General features: G+C 69.7%; 2 protein-coding genes. Both read right to left on the bottom strand.

Annotation, left to right across the window (positions count from 1 at the left end; genetic code table 11):
* Nucleotides 1-3,499 (bottom strand): Tc toxin subunit A (locus KDH83_RS28725; RefSeq protein WP_212322055.1); only part of this gene is annotated, 3,499 nt, incomplete at its 3' end.
* Between the two features lie 49 nt (nucleotides 3,500-3,548).
* Nucleotides 3,549-6,388 (bottom strand): RHS repeat-associated core domain-containing protein (locus tag KDH83_RS28720; RefSeq protein WP_212322053.1); only part of this gene is annotated, 2,840 nt, incomplete at its 5' end.

Here is a 6,388-nt window from a genome sequence, read left to right as displayed (position 1 = left end):
GGACGCTGCGGCCCGCGTGGGCGCCGCGGCCGGCGCGGGCGGGGGCCTGCGGGGGCAGCGGGCTGGCGCCCGCGGCCGCGGCCGCGCCGGTGGCCAGCGCCTGCGCGATGGCGTAGCCGGTGCCGGCGCCGGGCAGCGCGACCCAGGCCGGCGACACGGTGGCCACGCGCGTGGCGGCGTCGTAGCCGACGATGGCGGCGCGCTGGTCGGCGCCGGCGCCGCTGGTCAGGCGCAATTCCATGCCCACGTAGGCGGCCGGGTCGTCGGAGGCGTCGGCCGCCAGGGCCAGCGTGTCGACGGTGCCGCCCAGCGCGACGCCCTTGGCCGTCTCGCGCCACACGGCATAGAGGCTGGACGGACCGGGCAGGGCGGCCGGATCCCAGGGCGCGGCCAGCGTGGCGCGGCGCGTGGCGCCGTCATAGGCCGAGATGGCGCGGCTCTGCCCCTGGGCGGGATCCAGCCGCATCAGCGCCGGCGTCTGCGCGGCCAGCTGGCGCAGGCTGCGGGCCGATTGCTGGGCGTTGATGTTGCGCGAGACGAAGGCCGCGCCGCTCGTCACCAGCGCGAATGCGAACTCGGTGAAGTAGATGTTGCGCTGGGTGGCCAGCAGGATGCTGAGCACCTGGTTGCGCTTGTTCGGCGCGTCCGCCTGGCCGGCGAACAGGAAGGACAGGTCGGTCGAGGCCTGCACGATCTGCGCCACCGTGGCCTGCTTCGGGTCGCTGGCCAGCGGCAGCAGCAGGGGCGGCAGGTGGTTCGCCAGGTCCTGGTAGACCGTGGCGGCGTCGCTGGCCGGGATGTCGGGCGTGACGAAGGACTGCGCCGTCAGCGGGAATTGCGCGGCGGCCTTGGCATAGGGCGTGGCCTGGTTCAGCACGATGCCCAGCTCGCTGAAGAAGCCGGTCTCGCGCAGCTTGGCGTGGATCTGGGCGGCGCGCGGCGCCTCGATGGCGCCATAGACGAAGGCCTGCGGCGTGAGCCGGGCCGGTTCGGACACGGTCGCAAGGTTCTGCACGAAGGGGGCGATGTCGTCGGGACGGTAGGCCGGGGTGAAGTAGGGCGAGACGACGCCGGTCAGCACGTACAGCGCGGCATAGACCGAGAAGGGCGAGGCGTTGAGCCAGTCGATCATGCGCTTTTGCTGCTCGACCCCGGACACGGTGGGACGCAATGCGCCCGCAGGAGGCGGCGCGCCGCCGGCGTCCGGGTAGTACAGCAGGCCCAGCGCCACCAGATACTGGTCGATGCTGAGCTCGAAGACCGAGGCCGCCTTGGCCAGCCGGTACAGCCAGCTCAGGTCCGTGAGGCCCAGCGTCAGCGTGCCGGCGGGCGCGCCGCGCAGCGCGCTGACGAACTGCGCCAGGCGGGTCAGGTCGTCGTCGTTGCAGGACAGCGCGGCGGCCAGGCGCGCGCGTATCGTGCCGTTCTGGCCGCCGCCGTCGGCGATGGTCCAGGTGAGCGGGCGCGCGGGATCGAACGGGATCGGCGCGACGCTGGTGTACGGGTCTTCGCCGTTGAGCAGGGCCGGATTGTTGAAGGTCCGGTCGAACAGGTCCGCCGGCGCGGGACCGTCGCCCTTGCCGATGGTCTTGAGGTCGGCCCAGAAGCCGCACAGGCTGACCACATCCAGCGAGGTTGAGCGCTGCAGCCTGAGGATGCCGGCCAGCGCCTGGAGCGCGGCCTGGTCGATTTGCTGCGCGCCGACCGACTTCATGGCCCAGTCCAGCGCGGCATAGTCCCAGCCCAGCGCGGCGGCCAGCCGGATATAGCGGTTCAGCCGGTCGAGCCGCGATTGGGAGAGATTGTCGATGATGTAGAACGGATTGTTGACGTCGCTGCTGTCCACCGCGATCTTCATCGGTTCCAGCTTCTCGCCGGTGGCGTTGATGAAGAAGGCGTTGGCCAGGCCCTGGCGCTGCTCGGCGGCGCTCAGGCCTTGTGTGAGCAGGAACTGCAGCTGGTCCCAGTCCAGCCCGGTGCTGGCCAGGAACACGGACACGCGTCGCAGCTTTTTCAGGTCCAGCGTGGCGTAGCCGTAATAGGACGCGAGCGTGGCGGCGTCCGAGACCGGCGTGGTGACGACGCGGTACTGCTCGATGTTCAGGCCGGCGGTTTCGCGGTCGGCGGCCAGCGGGTCGATGATCGCGTAGCGCGTGCTGGCGTCGGGCAGCGACAGCCAGGGGTGGTCCACCGTGGCCTTGCGCGAGGCGCCGTCGTAGGCGGTGACCTGGCGCTGCTGGCCGGCCCCCGTCCCGCCCGTCAGCCGCAGCGTCATGGGCACGTAGGCATTGGCCGTGCCGGACGCGGACGCCGCGAGGGTGAGCGAGTCGGCCGTGGCGGACTGGGCCTGGCCCTGCGTGACGGGGGCGCTCAGCGCGCCGTAGACCTCGGGCAGGCTGGTGCCCAGCGCCGCCAGGTAGCTGCGCGTTTCGGTCAGCGGCATGTTGGCCGGCAGGTTGAACGGATAGGGCGCGGCCGCCAGCGTCTGGAACGGGTTGCTGGAGATCAGGTACTGCGTGGTCAGGTCGGGGACGACGTTCCATTGCTGGGTCACGCTGGCGATCTTGCTGCCGCCGTCGTAGGCGCCGATCTCGCGCAGCTGGTTCACGCCCGTGCCGGCGGTCAGCAGGATCCACATGCCGGTGTAGCGGTCCTTGTCGGACGAGGACGAGGCCGCCAGCGTGATGCTGGCCGCGGCGCCGGCCCGGGCCGCGCCCTGGGCCTGGGGCTGGGCCTGGCTGATGTGGCGGGCCAGCACCTGGTTGACGATGTCGACCGTGGCGATGGGCGTGTCGGTGTTGGCGCAGTTCAGCGCCAGGTCGAACAGGTCCGGGCGGCGCTGCGACAGCAGGTAGCCCTGCGGGATGTTGCCGCTGGGCTTGGTGGAGTTGGGATCGGTGATGTAGTCATCGGTGATCCGCATCATGTCCAGGAAGTACGCGGCCGGGCTGAAGATCGACGCGCACTCGCGGCACTTGCAGTAGTTCAGCGAGCCGAACAGGTCCTGGTAGCTGGGAATCTGGCTGAAGTAGGCGGAGACGTCCGGCGACACATGGTTGGCCAGCATGCCGCTGAAATGCGGCGCGTCCAGCATGGCATGCAGGTTGGCGTGCAGGTGGCGCGTGGCCGCGCGGATGGCGCAGGCGCGCTGGTGCAGCTGGCGCGCGCTGTCCTGGTCGCCGTCGAACAGCGCGCCATGCTCGCGCAGGAAGCGATGCTCGGGCATGGCGGCGATGCGGTGAGCCGAGTCCAGGCCCGCGTCCTGCAGTCGGCTGCCGAGCGCGCCGTCGGTGGTCAGCCTGGCCACCCGCTGCTGGCGCAGCAGGCCGGCGCGCAGGGCCGGGTCCAGCGCGTCCAGCCAGGCGGCGGTGACCGGCGTGCGGGCATGGAAATCGAAATGCAGCAGATCGAAGTCGGGATTGTCGGCATGGAACTTCTGCAGCGCAGGATCCGCGGCGCTTAGGGTCTGCTTGGCGTCGAGCGAGAGCGTGTGGGACATGTTCTCTTCCTGGATTGGGGGGTGGCGCGGCGCCGCCACTGGCGTCGGGTTATTTCTTGATGATGTTCTGCAGGACGAACGTGATGATCTCGGCCTGCTTCTGCTGCAGGACCATCAATGCTCTTTCGGGCGGGACGTAGGGCCGCAGCCAGTTCTGGCGCACCCAGGGAACGGGCAGGTTCTGGGGCGGAACGTAGGGAACCACCGCCGTCGGCGGGTTGCTCACCGGCGCCAGGGCCTTGGTCTTGTTCCGGATGATGGCGGGCAGGACTTCCTTGTAGGGAATCAGGGCAGGCGGCAAGGGCGGGATCACCGGCACCAGCGCCGTGGACGAACTGGATCCGCCGCTGCCTCCCGAGCCCCATTTCCATTGCCGCGTCCAGTTCGGCCAGCGCCAGGCGCCGGTGGTCGCGCCGGCCTTCCAGGCGTCCACGACCCGGCCCATCATCTTCGGTCCCATGAAGCGGAACAGCAGCAGGCCGCCAAGAAAGGCCGTGGCCTGCTCGATGCCATGCGCTTGCCAGAGCTTCTCGGTTTCCTGCTCCTGGTAGTCCATGTAGACCAGGGTCTTGGGCATGCCGGCGAGCGACTGGCGGTAGCTGCGGTTCCAGAACCAGAGCTTGGCCTGGTCTTCCTGGAACCTGGCGTACACGCGCTCGGTTTCCTCGGAACGGCCGAGGCTGCCGAGGATCTGCCCGATCAGGATCGGCGAGAACGCGAACTTCATGTAGGGCGGCAGGGCGGACATCGCCAGGGTGCGCAGCAGCACCAGCGAGGTGCCCACGGTGGTGAAGTTGCCGAGCAGGCTGCCCAGCTGGCCGCCCTGCGTGACGGGGCTGCTGATCTTCGCGCGCAGCTCGTTGTGCAGGGGCTTGCCGTAAAAGGGCACATCGACCAGCGCCCAGGGCTTGGTCTGAGGCTTGATCCAGGGCAGCACCATCGCCGGCAGGAAGCGTTCCGGATCCATGCCGAGCACGATGGACAGGTTGTAATACAGCAGCTTGCTTTCCTCGAGCCGTCCGCGGCCGGCTTCGCGGGTCTGTTTCCTGACGTTCTCGTCCCACGAAAAGCGTTTCATCAGCTGCTTGGGCGCTTCGATATAGGCGTGCCGGGGCGCATTGGCGATGGTGTACATGTAGGTCTTCAACATGCTCTGCATCAGCGTCTTGACGTGATCGAAGCTCCAGTCCGTCGAGGCTTGCTTGCTCGGATCCGTCTTGCCGTGGCCGTCGGGATCGATGAAGCTGAGCGGGTTGCCGTTGACGAATTCCATCAGGTTGGCGCCGTCGGCCGGGCCGGCCGGATCCGGATTCAGCCAGCGGCCCTGCCAGCTGAGGTAGTAGCGCGCGCCGTAGTAATAGAAGCCGGTGCTGTCGTCACACGGCTTGCTTGAATAGCGCAGCGCCTTGGCGGCGACCTGGGCCGGGTCCTGCCCGGCGATGATGGCGGTGCCGCCATAGGGGTAGAACGCTTCGTAGCTGACCAGGGCGGCGTTTTCGTCCAGTTCCACGCTGACCGAGCCCAGCTTGTCGTCGAGCTGGTAGCGCCGGCGCGCGCCGCCGGCATCGCTGGCGACGACCAGCGCGCCGGCGCCGTTCATGATGCGCAGCGACGAGGCGCTCTCGGTCACGCCGGTGGCCAGGTCGGTGGTCTGGCGCAGCACGTAGCTGCCCAGGGTCAGCTGCGTCTGGCGCAGGACGGCGGGGCCGTCCGGCGCGGCCGAGCGTTCCATCACGCGCTGCGCCAGGGTGTTGGTGAAGTCATAGGACATCCAGACCTGTTCGCTGGCGCCGTCGGGCCTGGCCACCGGGCCGGCCCCGACCAGGTTGTTGCGTTCGTCCCAGCGCAGCGCGGTCGGCGCGAGCAGCGCGGTGTTCAAGGTGTTGCCGTTGCCGTCGCAAGGCACGCCCGCCAGACGGTTGGAGTCGGCCTGCACGGGGTTGTCGCGCTGGAACGAGGCGCTGGCGGCGTCGTGGCGCGTGCGCACCAGGTTGCCGGAATCGTCGTAGTCGTACCGTTCCGCGTAGGGCTCCAGCGTGACGCCCGGTCCGGGGTCGGGGCAGAGCTCGGCGTACAGGCTCTGCATGAAGCCGGTCAGGTGGGTGTCGGCCTTGATGTCCGGATGCTGCAGGCCGGTGGCCTGGCTCAGGCGGTACAGCGCGTCGTAGCGGTAGTCGCCCAGGGCCTCGGGCTGGGCGCCGCCGCGAAAGACCTGTTCCGCCGTGCGATCGTGCATGCGCGCCAGGTTGCCCACGGGATCGTAGGCATAGCTGGCCTGCTGCACGGTGGGATCGCGCGGCGCGCCGTCGGCGCCGGCGGCGGGACGCTGGGCGTCAAGGACCAGCAGTCGCTCGGTGGTGGCTTCATAGCTCAGGGTCTGGATGGCCTGGTTGCCGAAGTACAGCCGTTCGCGCTGGTCGTTGGCGTTGTACGCGATGTCGGTGACGAACACATCGGTGCTGGCGCCTTGCCGCAGCGTCACCCCGGCCAGCCGGCCCGACAGCGCATAGCGCCAGCCGATCACGCTGCCGTCGGGCGTCTGCTCGCTGAGCGGCCGGCGCAGCGCGTCGTAGCCCTGCACGGTCTGGTAGACGTCGGGCTGCAGCGGCACCGGGCCGGCCCAGTCGAGCGGCGCGCGCGGGTCCAGCGCGAACTGCCGCGTCGTGCCCTGGGCCTGGCCCAGGATGCTGTAGTCCTGGTAGATCATCACGCCCGCCTCGTCCTGCAGGCGCCAGAGCTGGCCGTTGAGATTGGCCGAGGCGGCGTCGGGCTGGCCTTCGCCATAGGTCAGGACCTCGCTGAGCCGGACCGCGCCGTCGGGTTCGGTGATCTCGGTGCGCAGCAGGCGCTGCAGGCCGTCGAAGGTCTTGCGCTGGATCCGACCCATGC

Origin of the sequence: Achromobacter sp. Marseille-Q0513, assembly GCF_018195695.1 — a bacterium.
In the GTDB taxonomy this organism is placed as follows: Bacteria; Pseudomonadota; Gammaproteobacteria; order Burkholderiales; family Burkholderiaceae_B; genus Achromobacter.
Note: the sequence above shows the minus strand (reverse complement) of the source record. Positions and strands in the feature narration are given on the sequence as shown.